Source organism: Streptomyces anthophorae, from assembly GCF_049310305.1.
In the GTDB taxonomy this organism is placed as follows: domain Bacteria; phylum Actinomycetota; class Actinomycetes; order Streptomycetales; family Streptomycetaceae; genus Streptomyces.
Map to the genome: position 1 here is coordinate 3,516,592 of NZ_JBLWQQ010000001.1, position 25,396 is coordinate 3,541,987.

General features: G+C 71.8%; 21 protein-coding genes. 8 read left to right on the forward strand and 13 right to left on the reverse strand.

Annotated elements, in window-relative coordinates:
- Window positions 1–123: 123 nt before the first annotated feature.
- The 8 genes from argG to ACNYS0_RS15655 all read right to left on the reverse strand — a co-directional run bounded on the left by argG (window position 124) and on the right by ACNYS0_RS15655 (window position 10,024).
- The gene (gene argG, locus ACNYS0_RS15620) at window positions 124–1,569 is read right to left on the reverse strand and encodes an argininosuccinate synthase (RefSeq protein ID WP_422474174.1); all 1,446 of its coding nucleotides are present in this window, start codon (window positions 1,567–1,569) and stop codon (window positions 124–126) included.
- Window positions 1,570–1,660: 91 nt separating this feature from the next.
- A complete protein-coding gene (locus ACNYS0_RS15625) occupies window positions 1,661–4,441 on the reverse strand; it encodes a SpoIIE family protein phosphatase (protein WP_422474176.1) in 2,781 nt (926 codons plus the stop codon).
- Between the two features lie 187 nt (window positions 4,442–4,628).
- Window positions 4,629–5,054: an ATP-binding protein gene (locus tag ACNYS0_RS15630; protein WP_422474177.1), complete on the reverse strand. Its 426-nt coding sequence runs from the start codon at window positions 5,052–5,054 to the stop codon at window positions 4,629–4,631.
- Between the two features lie 144 nt (window positions 5,055–5,198).
- Window positions 5,199–5,606, reverse strand: coding sequence for a (deoxy)nucleoside triphosphate pyrophosphohydrolase (locus ACNYS0_RS15635; RefSeq protein WP_422474179.1), 408 nt, complete (start codon window positions 5,604–5,606; stop codon window positions 5,199–5,201).
- 21 nt (window positions 5,607–5,627) lie between these two features.
- Window positions 5,628–5,822 (reverse strand): SPOR domain-containing protein, encoded by a 195-nt coding sequence (locus ACNYS0_RS15640; protein WP_422409448.1) that lies wholly within the window; start codon window positions 5,820–5,822, stop codon window positions 5,628–5,630.
- Window positions 5,823–6,054: 232 nt separating this feature from the next.
- A complete protein-coding gene (locus ACNYS0_RS15645; RefSeq protein ID WP_422474181.1) occupies window positions 6,055–7,794 on the reverse strand; it encodes a purine-cytosine permease family protein in 1,740 nt (579 codons plus the stop codon).
- Between the two features lie 179 nt (window positions 7,795–7,973).
- Complete coding sequence (locus ACNYS0_RS15650; RefSeq protein ID WP_385763612.1) at window positions 7,974–8,726, reverse strand: GntR family transcriptional regulator; 753 nt, start codon at window positions 8,724–8,726, stop codon at window positions 7,974–7,976.
- A 182-nt stretch (window positions 8,727–8,908) separates the two neighbouring features.
- On the reverse strand, window positions 8,909–10,024 hold the full coding sequence (locus ACNYS0_RS15655; RefSeq protein ID WP_422474184.1) for a threonine synthase: 1,116 nt from the start codon (window positions 10,022–10,024) through the stop codon (window positions 8,909–8,911).
- 207 nt (window positions 10,025–10,231) lie between these two features.
- On the opposite strand from ACNYS0_RS15655, the gene ACNYS0_RS15660 reads away from it, so the two are divergent.
- Window positions 10,232–12,856 (forward strand): discoidin domain-containing protein, encoded by a 2,625-nt coding sequence (locus ACNYS0_RS15660; protein ID WP_422474186.1) that lies wholly within the window; start codon window positions 10,232–10,234, stop codon window positions 12,854–12,856.
- Here the strand turns inward: ACNYS0_RS15660 and ACNYS0_RS15665 are convergent.
- From ACNYS0_RS15665 to ACNYS0_RS15680, 4 genes are all read right to left on the reverse strand, one after another.
- Window positions 12,793–14,253 carry a sodium:solute symporter family protein gene (locus ACNYS0_RS15665; protein ID WP_422474188.1) on the reverse strand — a complete coding sequence of 487 codons (1,461 nt, stop codon included), beginning with the start codon at window positions 14,251–14,253 and terminating at the stop codon, window positions 12,793–12,795. The two genes, ACNYS0_RS15660 and ACNYS0_RS15665, sit on opposite strands and share 64 nt — an antisense overlap.
- Complete coding sequence (locus tag ACNYS0_RS15670; RefSeq protein ID WP_422474190.1) at window positions 14,250–14,480, reverse strand: hypothetical protein; 231 nt, start codon at window positions 14,478–14,480, stop codon at window positions 14,250–14,252. The genes ACNYS0_RS15665 and ACNYS0_RS15670 overlap by 4 nt, the downstream gene beginning before the upstream one ends.
- Window positions 14,481–14,516: 36 nt before the next feature.
- Window positions 14,517–15,950 (reverse strand): amidase, encoded by a 1,434-nt coding sequence (locus ACNYS0_RS15675; RefSeq protein WP_422474192.1) that lies wholly within the window; start codon window positions 15,948–15,950, stop codon window positions 14,517–14,519.
- 123 nt (window positions 15,951–16,073) lie between these two features.
- The gene (locus tag ACNYS0_RS15680; RefSeq protein WP_422474194.1) at window positions 16,074–17,090 is read right to left on the reverse strand and encodes an Lrp/AsnC family transcriptional regulator; all 1,017 of its coding nucleotides are present in this window, start codon (window positions 17,088–17,090) and stop codon (window positions 16,074–16,076) included.
- 157 nt (window positions 17,091–17,247) lie between these two features.
- Here ACNYS0_RS15680 and ACNYS0_RS15685 point away from each other — a divergent pair, with 157 nt between their 5' ends.
- From ACNYS0_RS15685 to ACNYS0_RS15710, 6 genes are read left to right on the forward strand one after another with little or no spacing between them, the layout of a single operon-like run.
- Window positions 17,248–18,516 (forward strand): flavin-containing monooxygenase, encoded by a 1,269-nt coding sequence (locus ACNYS0_RS15685; RefSeq protein WP_422474196.1) that lies wholly within the window; start codon window positions 17,248–17,250, stop codon window positions 18,514–18,516.
- Window positions 18,517–18,526: 10 nt separating this feature from the next.
- Complete coding sequence (locus tag ACNYS0_RS15690; RefSeq protein WP_422474198.1) at window positions 18,527–18,973, forward strand: RidA family protein; 447 nt, start codon at window positions 18,527–18,529, stop codon at window positions 18,971–18,973.
- Window positions 18,970–19,647: a DUF1028 domain-containing protein gene (locus tag ACNYS0_RS15695; RefSeq protein WP_422474200.1), complete on the forward strand. Its 678-nt coding sequence runs from the start codon at window positions 18,970–18,972 to the stop codon at window positions 19,645–19,647. Before ACNYS0_RS15690 ends, ACNYS0_RS15695 begins: the two co-directional genes overlap by 4 nt.
- On the forward strand, window positions 19,644–20,783 hold the full coding sequence (locus ACNYS0_RS15700; protein WP_422474202.1) for a M20 family metallopeptidase: 1,140 nt from the start codon (window positions 19,644–19,646) through the stop codon (window positions 20,781–20,783). The genes ACNYS0_RS15695 and ACNYS0_RS15700 overlap by 4 nt, the downstream gene beginning before the upstream one ends.
- A 2-nt stretch (window positions 20,784–20,785) precedes the next feature.
- Entirely contained in the window at window positions 20,786–22,126 is a 1,341-nt protein-coding gene (locus ACNYS0_RS15705; protein WP_422474203.1) for an MFS transporter, read from the forward strand.
- Window positions 22,127–22,165: 39 nt separating this feature from the next.
- Window positions 22,166–23,083: a LysR substrate-binding domain-containing protein gene (locus ACNYS0_RS15710; protein WP_422474205.1), complete on the forward strand. Its 918-nt coding sequence runs from the start codon at window positions 22,166–22,168 to the stop codon at window positions 23,081–23,083.
- A 13-nt stretch (window positions 23,084–23,096) separates the two neighbouring features.
- On the opposite strand, the gene ACNYS0_RS15715 is transcribed toward ACNYS0_RS15710, so the two are convergent.
- A complete protein-coding gene (locus tag ACNYS0_RS15715; RefSeq protein WP_422474207.1) occupies window positions 23,097–23,708 on the reverse strand; it encodes a TetR/AcrR family transcriptional regulator in 612 nt (203 codons plus the stop codon).
- Between the two features lie 210 nt (window positions 23,709–23,918).
- Between ACNYS0_RS15715 and ACNYS0_RS15720 the strand changes: the two genes are divergently transcribed.
- A complete protein-coding gene (locus tag ACNYS0_RS15720; protein WP_422482661.1) occupies window positions 23,919–25,391 on the forward strand; it encodes an aldehyde dehydrogenase in 1,473 nt (490 codons plus the stop codon).
- Window positions 25,392–25,396 lie beyond the last annotated feature (5 nt).

Genomic DNA, 25,396 nt, shown 5'->3' on the forward strand with positions numbered 1-25,396 from the left:
CGGCGATTGAGCAGCGGGGTCCGGGGCAGAGCCCCGCGACGTGTGCAGACGGCACCGCCATCACACGCCGAAGGGGCACCCCGTGCTCGGGGCGCCCCTTCAAACACTGGTCAACCGACGGCGTCAGTCCGTGCCGGATTCCATCGCCGCGCGGTCCAGCGCCTCGTCCTCCGCGGAGATCCCGCCGCGGGAGGCGATGGCCTGGGCGCCGCCTTCCGGCATGGTGCCGATCAGACCCGTGACCGCGGCCTGGGCGGCGCCGGCGACCGGGCTGCCCTCGCCGAGGAGGCCGAGGCCCGCGTACTGCTCGAGCTTGCTGCGGGAGTCGGCGATGTCGAGGTTGCGCATGGTCAGCTGGCCGATCCGGTCGACCGGGCCGAACGCCGAGTCCTCGGTACGCTCCATGGAGAGCTTGTCCGGGTGGTACGAGAACGCCGGGCCCGTGGTGTCGAGGATCGAGTAGTCCTCGCCGCGCCGCAGCCGCAGGGTGACCTCACCGGTGATCGCGGCGCCGACCCAGCGCTGAAGCGACTCCCGGATCATCAGGGCCTGCGGGTCGAGCCAGCGGCCCTCGTACATGAGGCGGCCGAGGCGCCGGCCCTCCGCGTGGTACTGCGCGACCGTGTCCTCGTTGTGGATCGCGTTGACCAGGCGCTCGTACGCGGCGAACAGGAGGGCCATGCCCGGCGCCTCGTAGATGCCGCGGCTCTTGGCCTCGATGATCCGGTTCTCGATCTGGTCGGACATGCCCAGGCCGTGGCGGCCGCCGATCGCGTTGGCCTCCATCACGAGGTCGACGGCGGAGGCGAACTCCTTGCCGTTGATCGTGACCGGGCGGCCCTTCTCGAAGCCGATCGTGACGTCCTCGGTGGGGATCTCCACCGACGGGTCCCAGAACTTGACGCCCATGATCGGCTCGACCGTCTCGAGCGAGACGTTCAGGTGCTCAAGCGTCTTCGCCTCGTGCGTGGCACCCCAGATGTTGGCGTCCGTGGAGTACGCCTTCTCCGCCGAGTCCCGGTAGGGCAGGCCGTGGGCGACCAGCCACTCCGACATCTCCTGCCGGCCGCCGAGCTCGGTCACGAAGTCCGCGTCGAGCCACGGCTTGTAGATCCGCAGGTTCGGGTTGGCGAGCAGACCGTAGCGGTAGAACCGCTCGATGTCGTTGCCCTTGTACGTCGAGCCGTCGCCCCAGATCTGGACGTTGTCCTCCAGCATCGCCCGCACCAGGAGCGTGCCGGTGACCGCGCGGCCGAGCGGCGTCGTGTTGAAGTACGCGCGGCCGCCGGAGCGGATGTGGAACGCGCCGCAGGTCAGCGCGGCAAGGCCCTCCTCGACCAGGGCGGCCTTGCAGTCGACGGCACGCGCGATCTCGGCGCCGTACGCCTTCGCTCGGCTCGGTACGCCGTCGATGTCGGGCTCGTCGTACTGGCCGATGTCGGCGGTGTACGTGCACGGGACGGCGCCCTTGTCACGCATCCACGCGACGGCGACCGACGTGTCGAGGCCGCCCGAGAAGGCGATGCCGACGCGCTCGCCGGCCGGGAGGGATGTGAGGACCTTGGACATGGGAAGAGTATGCATGATGATGCATGACCATGCAAAGGGGGGTGTGGGGATGTGTCCGGCGTCACCACCGAAGAACAGGGGCCCGCCCCCGTCAGAACAGGCTGAGCAGCGCCTCCGTCGGGTCCGCCAGGCCCGTCTCCCCGTCCGGCAGCGGCAGCTCGAACCAGACCGTCTTCCCGCGCGGCGTCCGGCGCGAGCCCCACGCCGCGCTCAGCAGCCCGACGAGCTGAAGCCCGCGGCCGCCCTCGTCCGTGTCCCGCGCCCGGCGCCGGCGCGGCTGCACGAGGCCCGCGTCCCACACCTCGCACACCAGCGTCCGGTCGAGGAGGAGGCGGAGCCTGATGTCCCCCTCGCCGTACCGCAGCGCATTGGTGACCAGCTCGCTGACCAGCAGCTCCGTCGTGTCGACGAGGCTCTCCATGTCCCAGCTCAGCAGCTGGGCCCGCGCGTACTCGCGGGCCCGGCCCACCGACTTCGGCTCGCGCGGCAGCGTCCAGTCGCCGACGTTCTCGCTCGGCAGCCCCTGCACCCGGGCCATGAGGAGCGCGATGTCGTCCTCGCCGTGATGCGTGTCGAGGGTGTTGAGGACGTGGTCGCAGACGTCCTCCAAGGCCGGGGAGGGATCGTCGAGCGCGTTGCGGAAGGCGGAGAGGCCCTCGTCGAGCGGATGGTCCCGGGACTCCACCAGGCCGTCCGTGTAGAGGGCGAGCAGCGAGCCCTCCGGCAGCTCCACCTCCACCTCCTCGAACGGCTCGCCGCCGACGCCGAGCGGCATCCCCGGCGGTACGTCGAGCATGAGCGCGCTCTCGCCGGGTTCGACGAGGACCGGCGGCAGATGGCCCGCGTTGGCGAAGGTGCAGCGCCGGGTGACCGCGTCGTACACCGCGTAGACGCAGGTGGCGAGGTACACCTCGGAGAGGTCCTCGCCGCCGAAGGAGCGCGCGGTGCGGGCCTGGCGGGTGCCCTGCTGGGCGCCGCCGGGGGTGCCGAGGCCGCGGGCGATCTCGTCCAGGGCGCTGAGCACTTCGGCCGGTTCGAGGTCGAGCAGGGACAAGGTCCTCACGGCGGTGCGCAGTTCGCCCATCGCGACCGCCGCGCGCAGGCCGCGCCCCATGACGTCGCCGACGACCAACGCGGTGCGGTGTCCGGGGAGTTCGATGACGTCGAACCAGTCGCCGCCCACCTCGGTCGCGGCGTTGCCCGGCCGGTAGCGGCAGGCGATGTCGAGCCCGGCCGCCTCCGGGTCGTCCGGCGGCAGCAGGGAGCGCTGAAGGATCAGCGCGCGCTCGTGCTCACGCCGGTAAAGGCGCGCGTTGTCGATACAGACCGCGGCGCGCGCGGCCAGCTCCATGGCGAGCGCCCGGTCCCGTTCGTTGAACGGTTCGCTGCCCTTCGTACGCGAGAACTGCACGAGCCCGACGACCGTGTCGTGCGCGACCATCGGCACGGCGAGCGTGGACTGCACGAGGCCGCGCTGCTCGGTGGGCAGCGCCTGCGGCCGCGCGGTGCGCAGGGCGTGCGCACAGGGCGAGTTGAACGAGAAGCGGTGCACCGCCCCCACGTTGACGGGGGCCTCGCCGCCCAGGTCGAGGAACGGCACGTCGGCGACGGCGCTCGCGGCGGCCACCCTGCGCAGTTCGGCGCTGCCGTCGGCGAGGCCCGGCGGCGCCTCGTCGCCCGCGAGCAGCCCCTGGTACAGGTCGACGGAGGCGAGGTCGCAGAAGCCGGGGACGACGACGTCGAGGAGTTCGCGGGCGGTCGTCTCCAGGTCGAGGGAGTTGCCGATCCGGGAGCCCGCCTCGTTCAGGAGCGCCAGGTTGCGGCGGGCGTGCGCGGCCTCGCGGGCGGCGGCGTGCCTGCGCGTGACGTCGGTGGCGAGGCCCGCGACGCCGATGGGGCGGCCCGAACCGCTGTGCACGCGGTAGAGGTTGATGGACCAGTGCCGCCGCTCGGTGGACTCCGGGGCGGGGCCGACCAGTTGCATGTCGGTGACCGCGTCGCCCGTCTCCAGGACCCGGCGCAGTGCGCCCTGCACGCGGTCCGCCTCGTGCCGCGGCAGGTAGTCGTGGACGGTGCGGCCCCGGTGGTCGTCGACGTGTCCGCCGAAGACCGAGGTCAGGGTGCGGTTGGTGCGCTGGACCTTGAGGTCGGTGCCGAACAGCAGGAAGCCGAAGGGAGATTGGCCGAAAATGGCCTGCGAGGCGGCGAGGTCGGTCTCGATGTGGCGCAGGGTCCGCACGTCCACCACGATGCACACCGCGGCCCGCTCGCCGGACTCGGTGGTCGTCGGCATCACGTAGATCTCGGCGAGCCCGGTCGGGCCCCCGCCCGCCCTGAGCGGTGCCTCCGCGTCCGGTTCCGCTTCCGGCTCCCCCGAGCGCGCGGGCACCCGGAACGGGACGACGCCCGTCCACTCCTGCCCGTCCAGGATCTCCGCCATCTTGCGGTGGCCGCGCTCGCGCAGGTCCGCGGCGACGAAGGCCTCGATGGGGTCCTTGCCCACGGCCTCCTCGGGCGGAATCCCGAAGAGCTGCGCGGCCCGCCGGCTCCACTGGTCGATCGCGCCGTCGGGGCCGATCGAGAAGGAGGCGACCTTGATGTAGTCGTAGATCGAACCCGGCGGGCTCGCCTGCCAGAGGTCGGTCCCGCCGAAGGACTCCTCGGGATGCGCCGAGGGGGCGCCCGCTTCCGGTTCCGGGATCGGTTCCGCACGCTCCGTGCCCGCGGCATCAGGAGCGTCACCGCCCAGCGGCACCCGCTCCGCGCGCGACGTCGACGCCGCGCCCGAGGGGCCCTCGGACACCCTGCCCTTCGCTGGTATCTCGCTCACGCGAACCGTCCCCTCCAGCTCACCGCGTCCGGCACCGGTCACCGAGGCGGCTGCACGCAGTATCCAGCACTACGGAGCCGCGCAACACGGTGTTCACGATCACACCATGGTCCCGACGCTTTTTGGCCCGTCGGGACCGACTGTTTCCGTACCCAGGGTGCGGGTGCGCCCACACACGGCATCTCACACCCGCCCCCTCACACCGGCGTCTGTCCCACTCGGACCGCTCCTAATCCGGCAGGGCCAGCTCGAACCAGACCGTCTTCCCGGTCCTGCCTCCCGACCGCTCCCCGCCAGGTCGCGTGCCCCAGCGCCGGGACACCTCCGTCACCAGCTGCAGTCCGCGTCCGCCCTCCTCGTCGGGGGCCGCGGTGCGGGCGCAGGGCGGGTCGGGCAGCGGGTCCGAGACCTCCACCAGGAGGACTCCCGGAGACCCCGGCGGGCAGGCGAGCCGTACGCCGATGGGCCCGGACGCGTACCGCAGCGAATTGGTCACCAGCTCGCTGACCAGCAGCGCGGCGAGGTCGGCGAGCTCTTCGAGCCCCCACTCGACCAGCTGTCCACGCACCTGGGCGCGTGCCCTGCGGACGGCCGACGGGTCGGCGGGAAAGGCCCACTCGACGCAGTCGCCTTCAGTGTGGAGCACGCGGATCACATCCCTGGCCCGCGAAGGACCCTGTCCGGTTTCATAGGGTTAATAGGGATATACCCGGACGGAGTGGCGCGCTATCGCGAAGTGGGGTGCGCCGTGGCACGGACGGCGTAGACGTGGCGCGTGGGAGGCGGGCACGAGCCCCCGTCAGATGCGATCCCGCAGGACTTCCTTCACCGCGGGCACGTCCTGGTCGAGCCAGTCCACGGACCAGATCCCGTCCGCCGTCAGCCAGCGCAGCTCGTCGTGGTCCTGGAGGGGGCGCGGGGTGCCGGAGCGCAGCCGGCAGCGCCAGACGCGCAGGACGTATCCGGCCTTCAGGGGCCACTCCCCCGGCACCCGGGCGAGCGGTTCGGCCTCGATGCCGAGCTCTTCGCGCAGTTCACGGACGAGCGCGTGCTCCGGAGTCTCGCCCGGTTCGACCTTGCCGCCGGGCAGCTCCCAGCGGCCCGCGAGTTCGGGAGGTGCGCTGCGCCGCGCGGCGAGCAGCCGCTCTTCGGTGTCGTACAGGGCCGCGGCGACCACGACGGTCGGTGATGGTGACTCAGGGGGCATGCGCCGGAGCCTAGACTTCCGTCAGAGCGCCGTGCCGTTCCGCCCCTGCCCCAGGCGCTCCACCCAGTACGTCGGCTGGTGGCCCCTGCGGTCGTCGAGACTGTCGGCCATGCGCTGGGCCTCGGCCTTCGTGGCGTAACGGCCCACCCGGTAGCGGTTCCCGTTGTCGTCCTCGCGGATGACCTGCCACGGAAGTGTGGCCGTGCTGTCGCTCATCGCGCCCCGCCCCTCCCTGGCCGCACCGGCCTCGACTCGCATCGCGCCCTGCCTCCCATCCCCGAGGAAACCGCAAACCGCATATGCCCGAGCCTACGCCTGACCTTTACGCAGCGGATACGGATTGGCACAAAGAGATACGCAACAAGCCACCGGCCGAACACCCGGACGACAAAAGGAGGGGGCGCACCCGCGGGTGCGCCCCCTCCTTCCTTACGCCTCCGGTGCGGCCTCAGGCCGTGGGCGTGTGCGTGCGCACCTCCGGCATCGGCATCAGCACCGGCTCCCCGGTCGGCTTCTTGGTGCAGACGTCGCCGCAGTGGGCGTCGAGGGAGCAGCACAGCGAGCAGATCGGGCCGGAGTGGGCCGGGCAGTCGGCGATGTCCGGGAGTTCGTACGCCGTCTCGCAGACGGTGCAGGTGTGGGTCGCGGTGATGTCGGTGCCCGGTGCGAGCTCGACGTCCGGGCCGTTCACCGGGTTCGGCCGCGCCAGGTAGTACCTGCCCTTCGTGGCCCAGGCGATGAGCGGGCACAGGATCAGCGCGAGACCCGCGGCGATGAAGGTGGAGAAGGCCTCGGCGTACTCACCGAAGAGCCCGAAGAACGCCAGGATCGAGACGGTCGAGGCGATCACCATGGCGCCGAATCCGGCCGGGTTCACCGCGTACAGGTACGCCCGCTTGAACTCGATGTACTTGGGGCTCCAGCCCACCCGCTTGTTGATGACGAGGTCGGCGGCGACGGCCGCGATCCAGGCGATGCCCACGTTCGAGTAGAAGCCGAGCAGCTTGTTCAGGGCCGCGAACATGTTCAGTTCCATCAGCGTCAGCGCGATGGCGAGGTTGAGGAAGATGTACCAGACGCGGCCGGGGTGCCGGTGCGTCACGCGGGAGAAGAAGTTCGACCAGGACAGCGAACCGCTGTACGCGTTGGTGACGTTGATCTTGATCTGGGACACCACAACGAACACCGCGGCCACCGGCAGCGCGACCGAACCGAGCCACGGCTTGAGCGCCTCGACCTGCGGCGCGATCGGTTCGAGTGCGTGCGTCTTGCCGACCGCTTCGAGGGCCACGAAGGCGAGGAGCGCGCCACCGATCTGCTTGGCGGCGCCGATGATCACCCAGCCGGGCCCTGCCGCCAGAACGGCCAGATTCCACCGCTTCCTGTTCGCCTCCGTCTTGGCCGGCATGAAGCGGAGGTAGTCGGCCTGCTCGCCGATCTGCGCGATCAGCGAGAGCGCGACACCGGTGCCGAGCCCGAAGCCGATCCAGGAGAAGCCGCTGCCCGCGCCCTCGGTGCCGCCGAAGCTGGTGAACTCGCCGAAGGAACCGGGAGAGTTGAAGAGCAGGATCACGAAGGGCAGGACCAGGCCTATCAGCCAGATCGGCTGCGTCCACGCCTGCACCTTGGCGAGCGCGCCCATTCCGCGGAACACGATCGGGATGACGATCAGCGTGGTCACCAAGTACCCGATGGGCAGCGGCAGTCCGAAGACCTCGTGCATCGCCTGCGCCATGATCGAGCCTTCGAGCGCGAAGAAGATGAAGGTGAACGAGGCGTAGATGAGGGACGTGAGCGTCGAGCCGAAGTAGCCGAAGCCCGCGCCGCGCGTGATCAGGTCCATGTCCAGGCCGTACTTGGCGCAGGCGCGGGCGATCGGGATGCCGGTGGTGAAGATGATCGTCGCCGCGCACAGGATCGAGGCGAGCCCGCTGGTGAACCCGTACGTGAAGACGATGGACGCGCCGATCGCGAAGTCCGCGAGGTAGGCGATGCCGCCGAGCGCCGTGGAGGCGACCATGGTCGGCGACCAGCGCCGGTAGGAGTGCGGGGCATAGCGCAGCGAGTAGTCCTCGCGGGACTCGTCGGCGGCCAGCTTGGCGTAACTGCGCTTGGGGGCCCGCCCGTCGGGCCCTCCTGCGGGCGACCCGGCTGCCGGGTCTGCGTGGGGTACGGCGGTCTCGGTCATGGCGGCTACCCGTTCCTCCGTCGGCGGTATACCAACTGCGTTCGGAGAGCGAACGTAGGAGCCGTACATGACAATCTGCGGCAGGGCTCGATTGCCCGCCTGTTACGGGAGTTGGGGCGCGGTTAACTCGGGATCACACGGCCCGGACGGCGCGCCCCGGCCATCGGGCACTCCGGGGCCTACCGCACCGGCAGGTGGTATGCGATGCGGTAGCGGTCCGCGGGGACGACGACATCGGCCGTCTCGACCGGCCGGCCCGAGGCGAAGAAGGTCCGGTGGATGACGATCACGACATGCCCCGGCACGCCGCCGAGCGCGCTCAACTCCTCGGCGAGGCCGGGGCGGGCGGCCACTTCCTCCGTCACGTTGTCCACGATCACGTCGATCGCCGCCATGCGCTCGGCCACCCCGCAGCCGCCGAGCGGACCCTCCTCCGGGAGCATCACCGGCGTGCGCCCCGTCACGGCGAGGGGCTCCCAGGAGGTCGCAAGCATCATCGCCTCGCCCGCGTCCCGGTACACGTACTTGGTGCGCATCACGCGGTCGCCCGCGCGGATGGCGAGCCGCTCCGCGACGGAGGCGACCGCCTCGATCTGCTCGCTGCGCGACTCCCAGGTCCCGCGCGCGTCAGGGTCGGCCTGCTCCTGCCGGAACGGTGTGGAACCGCTGCTCGGCCGGTAACCGCTCCGGGAGACGCGGCGCGGGACAGGCAGCTCGCGCACATAGGTCCCCGACCCGGACCGGCCCTCGACGAGCCCCTCCGCCATCAGGACCTTGCGGGCCTCCAGCGCCACCGTGTCCGAAACCCCGTACTCCTCACGGATCTTGGCCTGTGAGGGAAGGCGGGTGTGCGGCGGCAGCGATCCACTAACGATCTTCTTGCGTAGATCACCCGCAACGCGGAGATACGCCGGCTGCTCACCGAATGTCACTGGTTGTCCCCTCAGATCCCCGTCAGATTGACAGACAGCAACAGCGTGGCAACCGTGGGTTGGGGGGTGCAAGCAAAGGCCAAAGAATCACTCGATGTGATGACTTCCGATGTCGGAGGCCTTTACGCAGCGACTTTGCCCAGGTAGTGCATCATTCACACATCGGACCACGGTTCGAGCATTCATGCGTTTCCGGGGTCGGGGACGAGTCCCGTCTTCAGTCCCGCTCCGCACAGCGGGACCACCGCGCTCCGGCCGCCGATGGTGCCGCCCTCCCGGGTCGCGGCCCAGCACACCGCGCTGGTCGACTCGACGTAGAGGCCGCGGGAGGCCAGATCGAGCTGGGCGTGCCGGATCTGGCCCTCCGTCACCGTGTGGAAGGCGCCGCCCGATTCCCGTACGGCGCGCAGGATCTGGCGGGCGCGCGGCGGGTTCGGGATGGCGATGCCCTCGGCGGCGGTCGGGGCCGGGGCGTCGTCGACCACGATCTCGTCCGAGCCGGCCTGCCACGCGCGCGCCAGCGGGGCGACGGCGGCGGACTGCACCGCGTGCAGGGCGGGGCGGCGGTCGATGAGCCCGGCGTGGTGCAGTTCCGCGACGGCGAGGGCGGCGCCGAGCAGCAGCGTTCCGTTGCCCACGGGGAGGACGAGCACCTCGGGGAGGCGCCCGCCCATGTCCTCCCACAGCTCGTGGACGTACGTCTTGGTGCCGTGCAGGAAGTACGGGTTGTACACGTGGCTGGCGTAGAACACCCCGTCCTCGTCGGCCGCGGCGCGCGCCGCGCGGGCCGTGGCCTCGCGGTCGCCGGGGACCACTTCGAGGCGGGAGCCGTGGGCGCGGATCTGCTCCAGCTTCTTCGCGGACGTGCTCTCGGGGACGTAGACCGTGCAGGCGAGGCGGGCGCGGGCGCAGTAGGCGGCGATGGCCGTGCCCGCGTTGCCGCTGCTGTCGGCGATGACGCGCTCGGGGCCGAGGCGGACGGCGAGCGCGGCGAGCATCACCGCGCCGCGGTCCTTGAAGGAGAGCGTGGGATTGAGGAAGTCCAGCTTGGCGTCCACGTCGGCGGTGAGCGGGACGAGGGGCGTCCGCCCTTCGCCGAGGGTGCAGTCCGGGCGGGGCAGGGGGAGGCACTCGGCGTAGCGCCACATCGAACTGGTGCGTCCGGTGAGGGACTTGAGGGAACTCGGGGTGGGTGAGTAGTCGAGGTCGAGGGGGCCGTGGCAGGTGGGGCAGCGCCAGGTGAGGGAGCCGGCGGGGATGCGGGTGCCGTCGGCGGGGCAGTAGGTGGTCAGGCTCATGCGGTGAGGTTAAGCGGCCGTGTTGCGGTGGGACGGTGTTGCGGCCGCGGGGCTCCGCCCCGGACCCCGCGCCTCAATCGCCGGCGGGGCTTGAAATTCGGAACGCCGGCGGGGCTTGATTTGCTCAACCGCCGCAGGGCCTTGATGTACCCGCCTGCTCCGGCGCGCGTCCACGGGCGGCAGTCTTGTGCGGATCACTCTCTCCTCATGAAGACAACGCGCCTCGTCGTCATCGCCGCCCTCACCGTTGGGGCCGGTCTCGTGTCTCCCGCGCATGCCGAAACGGCAGCCGACCCCGGCTGTGGTGGGTCCGGGTGGGCGTTGAGCAGTCGGAATGTCGACGCCAAGAGTCCGTACCACGCCTACGTCGGCAATGGGTATCTCGGTGTGCGGGTGCCGCCCGCGGGGAGTGGCTATGCGAGAACCGGTGGGGGCGGTGACAAGACCGGGTGGCCGCTCTACACGCCCCCGTACGACGGCGCGTTCGTCTCCGGGCTCTATGGGCGTGGGCCGAAGAACACCGCCCATCGGGAGGCCGTCGCCGCCCTGCCCACCTGGACCGGCCTCGATGTACGGGCGCGCGGCGAGACGTACGGTCCTGGCAGCCGGACCGCGGGCTACCGGCAGACGCTCGACATGCGCTGCGGCGTCGTGCGGACCGAGGTCACGTGGGTGCACGGGGACGGGAAGCGCACCGGCCTCACGTTCGAGGTGCTCGCCGACCGGGCGAATCCGCATGTCGGCGCGGTGCGGCTGCGCGTCACGCCGCACTGGTCGGGCGAGGTCACCGTCACCGACCGCATCGACGGGCGCGGCGCCCGCCGGATCACCGGCACCGGCAGCGGCCCGGCGGGAAAGCGCACCGCCGCCGTCGGTTTCCGCACGGACGGGTCCGGGACCGCCGGCACCGTCGCCTCCACCCTCCGCTCCCCCGGCCGCACCCACACCGCCCGCCCCGCCAAGGACTCGCTCGGCACCAGCCAGTCCGCCGACTTCCGCGCGGTCGACGGCGGAACGTACGACGTCACGAAGTTCGTGGGGGTGGACACCGGTCTCACGTCGCAGGATCCGCGGGCCGAGGCGCTGGGGGCCTCGAAGCGTGCCGCGGCCGCCGGGTGGGACGCGCTCGTCCTCCGGCACGACGCCGCCTGGCAGAAGCTCTGGGCCGCCGACATCGAGACGCCCGGCCGTCCCGAGCTCCAGTCACGGTTGCGTGCTGCCCAGTACGGGCTGCTGTCGTCGCTGCGGCCCGGGTCCCGCGACAGCATCGCGCCGACCGGGCTGAGCAGCGACAACTACGCGGGGATGGTCTTCTGGGACGCCGAGACGTGGATGTATCCGTCGATGCTCGCCACCCGGCCCGAGCTGGCGAAGCCCGTGCTCGAGTACCGGTACCGGACGCGTGGCGCCGCCGCCCACAACGCGCTCAAGACCTCGCAGAAGGGGTTCCTGTACCCCTGGACCAGCGCGAGTTCCGGTGATCTGTGGAAGGAGTGCCAGAGCTGGAACCCGCCGCACTGCGTCACCCAGAACCACCTCCAGGGCGACATCGCGCTCGCGGCCTGGCAGTACTACCAGGCGACCGGGGACCGTACGTGGCTGCGCGAGCGGGGCTGGCCGCTGCTCAAGGGGCTCGCCACGTACTGGAGCGGACGCGTCACACCCAATGAGAAGGACGGGACCTACTCCATCAAGGACGTCGCCGGGCCCGACGAGTACAGCAACGGCGTGGACGACGGGGTCTATACGAACGCCGTCGCCGCGACCTCCCTGCGCCACGCCGCGAAGGCCGCCGCGCTGCTCGGCGAGCGGGCCCCCGCCGACTGGAACCGGATCGCGGACCGGCTCCGCATTCCGTACGACCGTGACCGCAAGGTCTTTCTCCAGTACGCCGGTTACGACATCGACAAGGGCGCCGACATCAAACAGGCGGACGCCGTTCTGCTGCTGTATCCGCTGGACTGGAAGCCGATGCCGAAGGGCGCGGCGGCCGCGACCCTCGACTACTACGCGGCGCACACCGACCGCGACGGTCCCGCGATGACGGACTCGGTGCACGCGGTCGCCGCCGCCGGGATCGGCGAGCCGGGCTGCTCGACGTACACCTTCCTGGAGCGGGCCTCGCGGCCGTTCTTCCGGGGTCCGTTCGGGACGTTCTCGGAGTCGCGGGGCGAGAAGGCGGGCGCCGGGGACGCGCTCGCGGGGACGCCCGCGCAGGACTTCCTCACCGGCAAGGGCGGCTTCCTCCAGGTCTTCACGCACGGCCTGACCGGCATGCGGCTCCAGGACGACGACGCCGTGCGGCTCGACCCGATGCTGCCGCCGCAGCTCTCAACGGGCGTGAAGGTCAGGGGACTTCAGTGGCGGGGCCGTACGTACGACGTCGAGATCGGCGCCGAGGAGACCCATGTGCGGCTCACCGGCGGTGCGCCCTTCGCCGTCGACACCCCGGGCGGGCGCGAGACCGTGACCGGCGCGGGGCTCACCCTGCCGACGCGCCGCCCCGACCTCGCCCCGACCACCGACCTCGCCCGCTGCAAGGCCGCGAAGGCGACCTCGGAGGACCCGGGCCAGTACGCGGGCGCGGCCGTCGACGGCAACCCGGCGACGACCTGGCACCCGGCCGCACCGGGCGCCTCGCTCACCGTGGATCTCGGCGGCGTGCGCCCGGTGGACCGGGTGCGGGTGACAGGGGCGAAGGAGTACCGCCTTGAGACCTCGGTGGACGGTGAGCGGTGGACCCGGTTCGAGGCCGGGGCCGAGGGGCGTTACGTGCGGCTCACCGAGACCGGTGGATCGGCGGAGTCCGTCGGCGAGTTGACGGTGTCCTGAGGCCGGGATCGCACGACGAGCTGGGCACCGGCCGTGACGAGGATGTTGACGGCCAGGGCGATCAGGCCGGTGTCCACGGTGCCGACGTCGACGGAGCCGAACGTCAGCCAGGCGAGCACCGCGACGCCGGACAGGATGCCGATGAGCGCGGGCACCGCCCCGAGCCTGACCTTCTTCGCCAGGCCCATCACGATCGCCGGGGCGAGCTGGGTCAGGCCGCCGTAGGTGAGCAGCAGCAGGTCGGAGAGGAGGCCGGGGCGGGTCAGGCCGAGGACGAGGGCCAGGCCCGCCGCGGCCACCACGCACAGGTGGTTGGTGCGCAGTTGGGTCCGCTCGTTGCGGACGCTCAGCAGGTTGCGGGAGAGCAGGCTGGAGATGCCGACGACGATGGCCGCCGACGGCACCATCGCGGCGGAGGCCGCGGCGACCGCCACGAGTCCGACGAGCCAGCCCGGCAGGGTCTGTCCGGCGAGGGTGAGGGCGACGCCGTTCGGCTCGGTGCCCTTCTTGGCGAGCAGGACGCCGGCGAAGCCGATGATGATCGGGATGCCGAGGGCGACCTGGTAGAGCGGCAGCCAGATCGCGTTGGAGCGCAGCACGCGGCCGCTGCGGGCGGCGAGGACCGGCGGCCACAGGTGCGCCATGGTGCCGAGGCCGCCGCCGATGCCGGAGATGATGACGGCGGTGACGAAGAACGTGCTGTCGTAGCCCTCCTGGTCGAGGGTGAGCAGCTGCGGGTGGCTGTCGCGGATCGTCTCGAAGAGGCCGCCGATGCCGCCGTTGACCGACAGGGCGACGCCCGCGACCAGCACCACGAGACCGATGATCATCAGTGCGTCCTTGAGGTACGCGACCCGCGCGATGCCGCGGATGCCCGACCACAGGACGAAGACGACGGTCAGGACGGTGGCGAGGACCATGCTCAGGTTGCCGCCGGTGCGGCTGCCGGTGGCGAGCTGCACGATCATGCCGAGCCCGGTGATCTGGAGTTGCAGATACGGCAGCAGGAACACGGCGCCGACGACGGCGACGACCTTGCCGAGCAGCGGGCTGCGGTAGCGGTCGACGAAGAAGTCCGCCTGCGTCAGGTACCCGCCGCGCTGGCCGAGTCGGCGCATCCGGGGAGCGGTGAAGTACTGGAGGACGAAGTTGATCGCGAGGTAGCAGACCGCGAAGGACGCGGCGACGCCGCCGCCGAAGGCGATGCCCGCGAGGCCCAGGAAGCTGAAGGTGGTGAAGGCCTCCCCCGCCTGGAGGAACCAGGTGGTGAAGGTGGAGAACCCGCGCTTGGCGACGGTCCACTCCCCCAGTTCCTTGCTGGGCGCGCGGCGGCCGGAGACGCCGACCGCCGCGATGGCGACGATGCCGAGGACCGTGATGACCATGGTGCTGTTCATACGGCCGCCACCTCGTCCTCCACGTCCTCCTCTTCGGGGCGGCCGGCGAACACCAGCCGGTCGACGACGGCGAGAGCCACCGTGGTGCCCACCGTCCAGAGCAGGCACCAGGCCAGCACGGACGGGATACCGAACCACAGGTGGGGCCCGTTGACGAACGGCAGGAACGGAGTGCTGAGAAAGGCCAGAACGGGCACGGCGGCCCACAACATGTGCGGAGATCTCATCGGGGCTCCAGCAAGGGGGAGTAAGGGCCCTGGGGCCTAGGGAAGCCTGGGTGCGCGGCGTCCGTGTCCGGTGGCGGCCTCGTAGGCGGCGCCGATCTCCAGGACGGTGCGCTCGGCGCGCGGCGGGCCCACGATCTGCAGGCCGACGGGAAGTCCGGCATCCGTGAAGCCGGCGGGGATGGAGAGGGCGGGTGTGCCCAGGACGGTGAGCAGATACGCGGAGCGCATCCAGTCGAGATAGCTGTGCTGCGGCTGACCGTCGATGACGGTCGGGTACTCCATGTCGACGTCGAACGGCAGGACCTGGCTGACCGGGGCGATCAGCACGTCGTAGCGCTCGAAGAAGGCGACGCCCGCGAGGTGCAGGCGGCTGTGCTCGGTGCGGGCGCGCGCCAGGTCGGCGGAGCTGAGCCCGAGGCCCTCCTCGATGTTCCAGATCAGGCTGGGCTTGAGCTGCTCGCGGGAGGTCTCAAGGAGCGGGCCGAGTCCGGTGCGGAAGGCCTGCGCGCGCAGGACGCGGAAGACGTCCTCGGCGCCGTCGAGGTCGGGGCAGTCCTCGACGACGTGGGCGCCCTCCGCCTCGAACACCTTGACCTGCCGGGCGACGAGTGCACGGACCTCGGGGTCGACGGGGACGCGACCGCCGAGGTCGGGGGCGTACGCGACGCGCAAGCCCTTGAGGTCGCGCTCCAGTGGGGCGCGGAACACGGAACCGGGGGTCTCCAGGGACTGCGGGCAGCGCGAGTCCGGGCCCGCCATGGCCGACAGGAGCAGAGCGACGTCGGCGACGGTGCGCCCCATCGGCCCGGCGACGCCGAGCGTCTCCCACAGGTCGCCGGAGGGCAGCGAGGGCACGCGGCCCGACGTGGTGCGCAGGCCGACGACGTTGCAGAACGAGGCCGGGTTGCGCAGTGAGCCGCCCATGTCGCTGCCGTCGGCGATCGGGGTGAGCCGGGCGGCGAGCGCGGCGGCGGCGCCGCCACTGCTGCCGCCGGCCGAGCGGCTCGTGTCGTACGGGTTCCGGGTCGCGCCGAAGACGGGGTTGAAGGTGTGCGAACCGGCCGCGAACTCGGGGACGTTGGTCTTGCCGATGCGGATGGCGCCGGCCCCCTGGACGCGCTCCACGAGGAGTTCGTCCTCGTCGGGCACGTGGTCGGCGAAGAGCGGCGAGCCGTGCGTGGTGCGCATGCCGCGGGTGAGGTGGGTGTCCTTGAAGGCGATGGGCAGCCCGTGCAGCGGCCCCAACTCGGCTCCCGAAGCGGCCAGTTCGTCCGCCTGTCCGGCCGCCGCCAGCGCGCCTTCCGCGTCGAGCGTGACGATGGCGTTGAGCGCGGGGTTCACGCGCTCGATGCGGTCGAGGTGGGCGGAGACGACCTCGCGCGCCGACAGCTCGCGGCGGCGGACAAGGCCGGCGAGCTCGACGGCGTCGAGCCCGCAGAGGGCGTCGGAATCGGTGGGGCGTACGGGCATGACCGTCCTCGGGCAGGAGGCGACTGTGTGCGCCCTCACACTGCGGCGGCCTGACCGTTTAAGTCAATGGCTCGTACTGGATGAACTTTTCAGACGCGAGATTTACCGAACTGGCATTTACGGTCACACCGAGGAAACCTCGCCCTGCGAGGCTCGGGCCGCGGAACCGGTGGCGACCCCGCTGCGCTTCCACGCCTCGACCACGAGATGGGACTGCACGGACTCGGCCCTGCGCACCCACGCCGCTTGCGTCAGGAAGGCGTGCAGCGCCTCCTTCGACGGCTGGGTCACGTCGACGAGCAGCTGGTGCTCCCCCATGACCACGGCCGCGTACCGCACCAGCGGGGACTCGACGAGCAGCCGGCCCACCTCCTCGACCTCGCCCGGACGGGTCCTGATCCACAGCAGCGCCTGCACGGGCAGGCCGAGCAGCGCGGGCTCCACGACCGCGCGGATACTGACGAGCCCGGCCCGACTCAGCGCCTCGACGCGGCGCCTGGCCGTGGCGACCGAGACCCCGGCGACGGCGGCGAGTTCGTCGTTGGTGCACCGCCCGTCCGCGGCGAGGGCGCGCAGGATGGCCTCCTCGTCGGGCGCGAGCTCCACGTCGTCGAGGCCCACCCGGTCGTCCTGCCGCTCGCCGCCCCCGAGCGCCTCGGCCTCGGCGGCGTCGAGGATGCCCGGCGACCACTCGTGCACGGTGCGGAAGTAGCGCAGGACGGGCGAGACCTGCTGCTGCACGAGCCCCGGCAGGGCGGGCACCTCGTCCAGCACCAGGCGGCCCAACTGGCCTGGCGGACACTGGAGTTCGACCGCACAGTCGGCGACGCCCGTGAGGACGTACGAGAAGATGGCGTCCGGCCTGCGGGCCGCGGCGAGGGCGGCCTCCCGTACGGATCCGGGCCGGCAGTTCATCCGCAGGATCACGGTCTCGCCGCGCACGACGAGCCCGCGCACCGCGACGTCCCCGCTCTCCACGAGCCGGTGCCCGCGTCGCGCCACCTTCCGCTCGGGCTCCCCCAGCACATCGGCGATCCGCCGCCAGGAGGCCCGCCCGTCGATCTGGAGGGCGGCGACGATCCGGCGGTCGAGCTCGTCGAGCGGGGCGGGGGGCACGGTCGGATTCTGCTCGGTGGTCACGGGACGACCCTAGTCGAGCCGCCCCGACCCAGATCTGAAAAACAGATCACTCACCCCGGAAACATCTGTTGGACAGGGTTGAGAGCGCGTCGAAAGATGTCTCGTGCGGTGCCGCGGAACCAGCGATGGACCAACTACCGCTCAAGTGGAGGCTCAAATGCCCAACGAAGCTGCATTGCCCGGCGAAGAGACAGAGGTCGTCGTCGTGGGCGCCGGTCAGGCCGGCATCGCGATGAGCGAGCACCTGGGGAACCTGGGCATTCGGCACATCGTCCTCGAACGGGACCGGATCGCCGAGCGGTGGCGCACCCAGCGCTGGGACTCGCTCGTCGCGAACGGGCCCGCCTGGCACGACCGCTTCCCGAACCTGGAGTTCCCCGACGTCGGCCCCGACGCCTTCGCGACGAAGGAGCAGGTCGCCGAGTACTTCGAGCGGTACGCCGAGAAGATCGACGCCCCGGTGCGGTGCGGCGTCGAGGTGTCCAAGGTGCGCAAGCACGAGGGCCGCCACGGATTCCGCGTCGAGACGTCGGAGGGCACCATCGACGCCGGGTTCGTGGTCGCCGCGACCGGACCTTTCCAGCGGCCCGTGATCCCGCCCATCGTGCCGGAGGGCGCGGTGCGCACGCAGCTGCACTCCAGCGAGTACCGCAACCCGGAGCAGCTGCCCGAGGGTGCGGTGCTGGTGGTGGGCGCGGGCTCTTCGGGCGTGCAGATCGCCGACGAGCTGCGCCGCTCCGGCCGCCGCGTGTTCCTGTCCGTGGGGCCGCACGACCGGCCGCCGCGGCAGTACCGCGGGCGCGACTTCTGCTGGTGGCTCGGGGTGCTCGGGCTGTGGGACCTGACGACGCCGCCGCAGGGCGCCGCCCACGTGACCATCGCGGTCAGCGGGGCGCGCGGCGGCCACTCCGTGGACTTCCGCGAACTCGCGGGCACCGGCATCGAACTCCTCGGCATGACCTCCGCGTACGAGGACGGGGTGCTGAGCTTCGCCCCCGATCTCGCGAAGAACATCGCGCTCGGCGACGAGAAGTACCTGGAGCTGCTGCGGGCCGCCGACGCGTACATCGAGCGCAACGGGCTCGACCTGCCCGAGGAGCCCGAGGCGCACGTCCTCGGCCCCGACCCGGAGTGCATGACCGACCCGCGGCTCGCCCTCGACCTCGCCGAGGCGGGCGTCACGTCGATCGTCTGGGCCACGGGCTTCGCCGCCGACTACAGCTGGCTCGACGTCGACGCGTACGACGAGAACGGCCGCCCCGACCAGCGCCGCGGGGTCTCCACCGAGCCCGGCGTCTACTTCCTGGGCCTGCCCTGGCTGTCCCGGCGCGGGTCGAGCTTCATCTGGGGCGTCTGGCACGACGCCAAGTACGTCGCCGACCACATCACGACCCGGCGCGGATACCTCGCGTACGGCACCGAGTAAGGAGAAGACCATGGCCAACGCCCCGATCGTGGCCGGCGGGCACACCCGGATCCGGCCGTTCAACACCCGCGACACCTACCCCGAGCAGAACCTCGACAACGACCTCTGCCAGGCCGTCGTCGCCGGAGACACGGTGTACGTCCGCGGCCAGATCGGCCAGGACCTCGACACCAGCGAGAACGTCGGCGTCGGCGACGCGGAGGCGCAGGCCGAGCGGGCCATGGCGAACATCAAGATGCTGCTGGAGGAGTCCGGCAGCCGGATGGAACACCTGGTCAAGCTGACGATCTACCTGATCGACCCGCGCTACCGGGAGGCCGTGTACCGCACGGTCGGCCGCTGGACCAAGGGCGTCCACCCCATCTCCACCGGCATCGTCGTCTCGGCGCTCGCCCGCCCGGAGTGGCTGTGCGAGATCGACGCGGTCGCCGTGATCCCGAAGGAGGCCCGCGCATGACGTTCTCCCTGGTGGTACGCGACGGTGAACGGTTCGGCATCGCGGGCAGCTCGTCGAGCCCCGCGGTCGCCGCCCGCATCGCCCATCTGCGGCCCGGCGTCGGCGCGGCGTCCTCGCAGAACATCACGGACCCGACGCTCGGCACGGCCCTGCTCGACGGCCTCTCCGAGCACGGTGCCGCGGAGCGCGCCCTCGCCGGGGTCACGGGCGATCCGCGGCACGAAAAGACCATCGGCTACCGGCAGTTGACCGTCCTCGGCCGCACCGGGCCCGGTTTCGCGTACAGCGGTCCGCACACCCTCGGCACGTACGCCACCGCCACCGCCGAGGGCGCGGTGGCGGCCGGGAACATGCTCTCCGGGGCCCACATCCCCGGCGTGCTCCTCCAGGCGTACCAGGAGGCCACCGGCGAGCTGGAGGAGCGCCTGATCGCCGCCATGAAGGCCGCCATGGCGGCGGGTGGCGAGGAGGGCCCCGTGCACTCGGCGGGCCTGTCGGTCGTCGCCGACGTCGGCTGGCGGGTCACCGACCTGCGGATCGACTGGGCGGACGACCCGATCGACCGGCTCGGCGAACTCCTCGACGTATGGCTGCCGCAGCGCGACGACTACGTGACGCGCGGCCTCGACCCGGCGAGCTCGCCCTCGTACGGCGTTCCCGGGGACGAACGATGAGTGCCCTCAAGGACGCCGCCCGCACGGAGGTCGACCGGCACGCCGGACAACTGATCGCCCTGTCCGAGCAGTTGCACGCCGACCCGGAGACCGCGTGGGAGGAGCACCGGGCGGCCGCCGCCGTGCCGGAGCTGCTCGACCGGGCAGGATTCGACGTCACGTCGAAGTACCTCGGTCTCGACACCGCCTTCCACGCCTCCTTCGGCAGCGGTCCGCGCCGGATCGCGCTGTGCGCCGAGTACGACGCGCTGCCCGGGCTCGGCCACGCCTGCGGGCACAACCTGATCGCGGCCTCGTCCATCGGCGCCGCACTCGGCCTCGCCGCCGTCGCCGACGACCTGGGGCTCACCGTGGAGGTCTACGGCACCCCGGCGGAGGAGGGCGGCGGCGGCAAGATCGAGCTGCTCGACCGGGGTGCCTTCGCCGGGGTCGACCTCGCGATGATGGCGCACCCGGCGCCGGTCGACGTCGCCGAGGCGCAGCCATTCGCGGTCAGCCACTCCAAGGTCTCCTACACCGGCAAGTCCGCGCACGCCGCCGCCTACCCGGAGGCCGGGATCAACGCGGCCGACGCCTTCACCGTCGCGCAGGTCGCCATCGGCCTGCTCCGCCAGCAGCTCCCCTCCTCCGCGCGGGTGCACGGCGTCGTGACGCACGCCGGTGACGCCCCGAACGCCATCCCTGAACGCGCTTCGGGCCGCTGGTACGTCAGGGCCGAGACCCTCGCCGAACTCGCCGAGTTGGAGCCGCGCGTCATGCGGGCCTTCGAGGCGGGCGCCCTCGCGACCGGCTGCGACCTGGAGATCGAACCGGAGAGCAAGCCGTACGCCGAGTTCCGCGCGGACGAGACCGCGCTCGCGCACTACCGCGCCAACGCCCTCGCCCTCGGGCGGGAGTTCGCCCCGCCGGGCCAGGCCGCGCGCATGAACCGCGCCTCCACCGACATGGGCAACGTGTCGCAGGTGGTGCCCGCCATCCACCCCTACATCGGCATCGGCTCCCTGCCCGCCACCAACCACCAGCACGAGTTCGCCGCGTACTGCGTGGGCTCCACCGCCGAACGGGCGCTGCTCGACGCGGCGGTCGCGCTGGCGTGGACGGGCGTGGACCGCGCCGGACCCACCGAGGAGGCGTAGCCATGACCGTGACCGAGCAGTCCGAGGCCGAGGCGACCACCGACGTCGCCACCCTGCGCAGGAGCGTCGCGGCCGGTGCCGTCGGCGTCTTCGTCCACTGGTTCGACTGGGCGGCGTACGCGTATCTCGCGGGCACCGTCGCGACCGTGTTCTTCCCCGCCGACGACAGCACGACCGGGCTGCTCGCCGTGTTCGGCGTCTTCGCGGTCTCCTTCGGCGTCCGGCCGATCGGCGCCCTCGTCTTCGGGCCGCTCGGTGACAGGATCGGCCGCAAGCGCACGCTGTCCCTGGTCATCTTCATGATGTCCGGCGCCACCCTGGCGATCGGGCTGCTCCCCGGCTACGACTCGATCGGCATCGCCGCGCCGGTCCTCCTGGTGGTGCTCCGGCTGATCCAGGGCTTCGCGGCGGGCGGCGAGTTCGGCAGCGCGGCCAGCTTCCTCGCCGAGAGCGCGCCGCGCCGCCGCCGCGGCTTCGGCGTGAGCTGGCTGGAGGTCGGCTCGCTGCTCGGCTTCCTGGCCGGTTCCTTCGTCTTCCTGCTGCTGTCCTCGGGGCTCGACGAGGCGCAGCTGACCTCCTGGGGCTGGCGGATCCCGTTCCTGATCGCCGCCCCGCTCGGCATCATCGGCGTCGTCATCCGCAACAAGATCGAGGACACTCCGGAGTACCGGGCCCTCGAAGCGAACGACACGGTCCCGCGCAGCCCCGCCCGCGAACTGCTGCGCACCCACAAGCGGCAGCTGCTCCAGGCGGCGGGCCTGATGACGGCCATGCACGTGCCGTTCTACGCGGTCCTCACCTACCTCGTCACGTACGAGACCGACCATCTCGGGCACTCCGCCGACAGCGCGGCCCTGCTCTCCACCGTGATCTCCCTGCTCGGCCTCGTGCTCGTGCCGCTGTTCGGCGCGCTGTCCGACCGGGTGGGCCGCAAGCCGGTGTTCATCGGGGCGACGGGGGCCCTCCTGGTCCTGTCCACTCCCGCGTTCTGGCTGATGCGGACCGGGATGGCCGGGACCTGGATCGGCGGGCTCGTGCTCGGCGCGATCCTCGCGGCGATCCTCGGCACGTACGCGGTGTGGTCGGCGGAGGTCTTCCCGACGCGCACCCGGCAGAGCGGCCTGTCCATCTCGTACAACGTGACGGCTGCGCTGTTCGCGGGCACCGTGCCGTACCTGATGACGCTGCTGATCTCGGCGACCGGGAGCACGCTGGTGCCCGGCCCGTACCTGATGGTGTTCGCGGTGGGCGGGCTCGTCGCGGCGCTGTCCCTGAAGGAGACGGCCGGTTCGGCGCTGCTGCACGCGGAGGACGTGGGCGAGAACCCTTCGAAGGCGGCATAGGGTCGGGCCCGTACCCGGATCACCTGGCAAGGGCCCCGTATGACGTCACCGCTCGGTTTCACGCTCGTTCAGCTGCGCTACTTCCTGGTCGCCGCCGAGCGCGGCTCGATGACGGAGGCGTCGGCGGAGCTGCACATCGCGCAGTCCGCCGTCTCCGCCGCCATCCACAACCTGGAACGCGACCTCCAGGTGCAGTTGTTCATCCGCCGCAGGGGCCGGGGCCTGACCCTGACCCCCGCGGGTGAGCGGCTGCGGGCGCAGGGCCGCGACCTCCTCGCCCGTGCGCGCGAGGTCGAGCGGGAGGCGCGCGGCGACGGCGCGGAGCTGTCCGGGCCCGTGACGGTCGGCTGCTTCGTGACCCTCGCCCCGTACTATCTGCCGCGCCTGTTCAGCGAGTGCACGCGCCGCCACCCCGGAATCGAGATCGACGTGGTGGAGGCCGAGGCGGACGAGCTCGTCGAGGCCCTGACGACGGGCCGCATCGACTTCGCCCTCACCTACGACCTGGGCCTGTCCACCGAACCGGAGCTGCGCAGCGAGACGATCGCCCGCGCCCCCGCGTACGTGATCGTGGCGGCGGACCACCCGCTGGCCGGCCGGGGCAGCGTGTCCCTCGCCGACCTGTCCGCGGAGCCGCTCGTCCTCCTCGACCTCCCGCACAGCCGCGACTACTTCCGCTCCCTCGTCGCCGCCACCGGCACCGCCCCCGACGTCCGCTACCGCACCCGCAGCTACGAGACCGTGCGCTCGATGGTGGCCCGCGGCCTCGGCTACTCGGTGCTCAACCAGCGCCCCGCGACCGGCCGCACCTACGGCGGCGGCGAGATCGCGGAGCTCGAACTCCGGGACGCCGGGCGCCCGTTGGAGGTCAGGATCGCCTCGCTCGGCGGCATGACGCAGAGCGCGCGGGCCCGCGCGGTGATGGACGTCCTGCGGGAGAACGCCGACGCGCCGTGAGCACCCGCGGGCGTCACAGCTCTGCGCACCCCGTGACCGCCCGCGCGTGGACCCGGATCAGGCGCTGGACCTCCGTCCGCGTCAGGCCGGCGTTGCGGCTCACGATGTGCAGCCCGTAGCCGTCCTCCAGCGCGACGAGATTCCTGGCCAGCTCACCCACGGGCGCCGCCAGGGTGAACACCCCGGTCGCGGCGCCCACTTCGAGCACCGTGGCGTACAGGCCCACCTCGCTGGCGAACAGTGACGCCATCAGTTCCGCGTGACCCGGGCTGCGGTCGGCCCTGCGGTGCAGCTCGAAGAGGAGCCCGTGCGTCGCGTCGCCGGGGGCCGAGGGCAGACCGGAGGCGATCAGGGCGCGCAGCCGCTCCACCGGGTCGGCGACCTCGTCGGTGACCTCGTGCCGCGCGGCGAGGAAGCGCTCGACCGCACCCCGGTGCACCTCGAGGACCAGCTCGTCCAGCTCCGGGTAGTAATACAGGACCGAGCCCGCGGACATGCCGGCCTCCGCCGCGATGTCCTTGATGCGCAGGCCTTCGAGACCCCGCTCCGTGATGGCCCGCCCCGCCGCGTCCACGAGCGCCTCGCGCCGCGCGGTCTGGTTCTTCGGTCTCCCCGGTTTACCCATGCGGTTAATTCTCTGTTACGCGGTTCAAGGAAATCAAGCCGATCCGGCGAAACCCGTTGACGGACCCCTGACGCATTGTTTGAATCCAACTTCAAAGATCCCGTCGTGGATCTCGCAGACTCGCAGATCCCGCAGTTCTCGCAGATCCCGCAGTTCTCGCACAGACCGCTCCCGTACGCCCCGGCGCCGTACGCAATCGAAGGTCACCGCATGACGACGCACTCGCACTGGCGGCAGCGCGCCGCCGAGTTCGCACCCCGCACCCGCCTCTACATCGACGGACAGTGGGCCGACCCCTCCGGCGGGGAGTGGCTCGCCACCATCGACCCGGCCACCGGCAAGCCCGTCGCCGACGTGGCGGTCGCCTCGGCCGCCGACGTCGACCGGGCCGTGGCCGCCGCCCGCGCCTCCTTCGAGGACGGCCGCTGGTCGCGCGCCGACCCGGCCGAACGCAAGCGCGTCCTGCTGAAGCTGTCCCGCCTCATCGAGGAGCACGGCGAGGAACTCGCCCTCTGCGACACCCTCGACATGGGCAAGCCGATCGCCGAGTCCTACGGCACCGACGTGCCCGGCGCCGCCGCCGTCTTCGCCTGGTACGCCGAGGCCGTCGACAAGCTGTACGACGAGGTGGCCCCGGCCCCGCCCGGCAACCTCGCCCTCGTGCGGCGCACCCCGCTGGGCGTGGTCGGCGCAGTCGTCCCGTGGAACTTCCCGCTGGACATCGCCAGTTGGAAGCTGGCACCCGCGCTCGCGGCCGGCAACAGCGTCGTCCTCAAGCCCGCCGAGCAGTCACCGCTCTCGGCGCTGCGGCTCGCCGAACTCGCCACGGAGGCAGGGCTTCCCGACGGCGTCCTGAACGTCGTGCCGGGCCCCGGCGAGGTGACGGGCCGCGCGCTCGGCCTGCACCCCGACGTCGACACCCTCGTCTTCACCGGCTCGACCGCCGTGGCCAGGAAGTTCCTCGGCTACTCCGCCGAGTCGAACATGAAGCAGGTGTGGCCCGAGGCCGGCGGCAAGAGCCCCAACGTCGTCTTCGCCGACGCCGACCTCGACGCCGCCGCCGAGCGCGCCGCGTGGGGCTTCGCGTACAACGCCGGGCAGGTCTGCTCCTCCAACACCCGGCTCCTGGTGGAGGCCTCGATCGCCGAGGAGTTCACCGCCCGCGTCGCCGAGCACGCCCGCGCCTGGATCCCCGGCGACCCGCTCGACCCCGCGACCCGGATCGGCCCGCTGGTCGACGAGGCGCAGGTCGAGCGGGTACTCGCCGCGGTGCGCGCCGCGGGCGGCACGCTCGCCTGCGGCGGCACCCGCCCCGACCGGGAGGGCGCGTACCTGGACCCGACGGTCGTCACCGGCCTCGACCCCGCCTCGCCCTTGGTGCGCGAGGAGCTGTTCGGCCCGGTCCTCGTCGTGCTGCCGTTCCGCGACGAGGCGGAGGCGATCCGGCTCGCCAACGACTCCGCGTACGGCCTGGCCGCCTCCGTGTGGACGCGGGACATCGGCCGCGCCCACCGCGTCGCCGACGCCCTGACCGCGGGCACCGTCTCGGTCAACACCGTGGACGCGCTCAGCCCGCTCACCCCGTTCGGCGGCTTCAAGCAGTCGGGCCACGGCCGCGACCTCTCCCTGCACTCCTTCGACAAGTACACGGGCCTGAAGACCACGTGGATCACGTACGCATGAAAGGG

Bases quoted from the DNA above. Each gene is read 5' to 3' on its own strand.
- argG (WP_422474174.1), bottom strand. From the start codon at position 1,569: ATGTCCAAGGTCCTCACATCCCTCCCGGCCGGCGAGCGCGTCGGCATC.
- ACNYS0_RS15635 (WP_422474179.1), bottom strand. From the start codon at position 5,606: ATGCCCCCTGAGTCACCATCACCGACCGTCGTGGTCGCCGCGGCCCTG.
- ACNYS0_RS15640 (WP_422409448.1), bottom strand. From the start codon at position 5,822: ATGAGCGACAGCACGGCCACACTTCCGTGGCAGGTCATCCGCGAGGAC.
- ACNYS0_RS15645 (WP_422474181.1), bottom strand. From the start codon at position 7,794: ATGACCGAGACCGCCGTACCCCACGCAGACCCGGCAGCCGGGTCGCCC.
- ACNYS0_RS15655 (WP_422474184.1), bottom strand. From the start codon at position 10,024: ATGAGCCTGACCACCTACTGCCCCGCCGACGGCACCCGCATCCCCGCC.
- ACNYS0_RS15660 (WP_422474186.1), top strand. From the start codon at position 10,232: ATGAAGACAACGCGCCTCGTCGTCATCGCCGCCCTCACCGTTGGGGCC.
- ACNYS0_RS15665 (WP_422474188.1), bottom strand. From the start codon at position 14,253: ATGAACAGCACCATGGTCATCACGGTCCTCGGCATCGTCGCCATCGCG.
- ACNYS0_RS15670 (WP_422474190.1), bottom strand. From the start codon at position 14,480: ATGAGATCTCCGCACATGTTGTGGGCCGCCGTGCCCGTTCTGGCCTTT.
- ACNYS0_RS15675 (WP_422474192.1), bottom strand. From the start codon at position 15,950: ATGCCCGTACGCCCCACCGATTCCGACGCCCTCTGCGGGCTCGACGCC.
- ACNYS0_RS15685 (WP_422474196.1), top strand. From the start codon at position 17,248: ATGCCCAACGAAGCTGCATTGCCCGGCGAAGAGACAGAGGTCGTCGTC.
- ACNYS0_RS15690 (WP_422474198.1), top strand. From the start codon at position 18,527: ATGGCCAACGCCCCGATCGTGGCCGGCGGGCACACCCGGATCCGGCCG.
- ACNYS0_RS15695 (WP_422474200.1), top strand. From the start codon at position 18,970: ATGACGTTCTCCCTGGTGGTACGCGACGGTGAACGGTTCGGCATCGCG.
- ACNYS0_RS15700 (WP_422474202.1), top strand. From the start codon at position 19,644: ATGAGTGCCCTCAAGGACGCCGCCCGCACGGAGGTCGACCGGCACGCC.
- ACNYS0_RS15705 (WP_422474203.1), top strand. From the start codon at position 20,786: ATGACCGTGACCGAGCAGTCCGAGGCCGAGGCGACCACCGACGTCGCC.
- ACNYS0_RS15710 (WP_422474205.1), top strand. From the start codon at position 22,166: ATGACGTCACCGCTCGGTTTCACGCTCGTTCAGCTGCGCTACTTCCTG.
- ACNYS0_RS15715 (WP_422474207.1), bottom strand. From the start codon at position 23,708: ATGGGTAAACCGGGGAGACCGAAGAACCAGACCGCGCGGCGCGAGGCG.
- ACNYS0_RS15720 (WP_422482661.1), top strand. From the start codon at position 23,919: ATGACGACGCACTCGCACTGGCGGCAGCGCGCCGCCGAGTTCGCACCC.